Below are 971 nucleotides of genomic sequence, written 5' to 3' on the forward strand. Positions count from 1 at the left end.
GCGTCGACGCCGCTGCGGGACCCGGAGCCCTTCGTCACGCCACAGGCGTTGGATCTTCTTGTGGTTCACCACCCACCCCTCGGCGCGGGCGTCGTGATACGCCCGCCGATACCCGTAGCGGGGATGGTCCTTCGCCCAGGCGCGCAGCCACTCCCTGAGCGCCCGATCCGGGTCCGCGACCGTGTCGCCCTTGAGCGGTCGCCGGTACGCGGAGCGGCTCAGCCCGACCAGACGGCACGCCATCCGTTCGCTCACCCGCAACTTGCGCTTGAGGTGATCGACGGCGGCGCGGCGCCTGTCCGGGCTTAGAAGTTTCCCTCAGCCAGCTCCTTGAGCGCGGCCTTCTCCAGCTCCGCTTCCGCGAGCAGACGCTTCAGGGTCGCGTTCTGCTTCTCCAGCTCCTTCAGGCGCTTTGCGTCGTCGGCCTTGAGGCCGCCGTACTGGTTCCGCCACCGGTAGTACGTCTGCTCGGACACCCCGAGCTCCCGGCACACCGCCGCGACGTCCTGACCATCGGCGAGCATCCTGTCGGCCTGCCCGAGCTTACGGACGACCTGCTCGGGGGTGTGACGCTTCCTGCTGTTCGTCATGATCTGACCAGTCTCCCTGCCCGCGACCGCGGGCAACAGGACGACTCTCATAACGACTGGACCTACGAAACGGGGTCAGCCCAGTGGTCTGGTCCAGGTCTCGGCGTCCCTTGCGGAGCCCGATTTCGTAGGCTGTAAAGGAAATGAGCGTCAGTGCGATTAACGGCAGCACGAACCACGCCATGGCTACGGTGAATCCCTCCAGTGCATCGTGCGCTGTGGCAGCCAGCACAAGGTATCCGGTGTAGGCGGCGTACAACACCACGAACAAGCCGCCCTCCCAACGCGCCACCGCGAAGCCCGTGAACGCGATCGGCAGTAGTGCCACTGCGGCCGCCAGCATTACTGGGATATCGAAGGCCACTGCGGCGCCGGATACGG

The 971-nt window shown here is 66.4% G+C and carries 2 pseudogenes; both read right to left on the minus strand.

Annotated features, from left to right (window positions below):
* Positions 1–590, minus strand: a pseudogene (locus tag C6558_RS38740) (transposase); the annotation flags it as partial.
* Positions 544–971 (minus strand): annotated as a pseudogene (locus C6558_RS38745) (hypothetical protein); the annotation flags it as partial. The pseudogenes C6558_RS38745 and C6558_RS38740, both read right to left, overlap by 47 nt.

Source organism: Ensifer sp. NM-2, from assembly GCF_003024455.1.
GTDB classification, from domain to species: domain Bacteria; phylum Pseudomonadota; class Alphaproteobacteria; order Rhizobiales; family Rhizobiaceae; genus Ensifer; species Ensifer canadensis.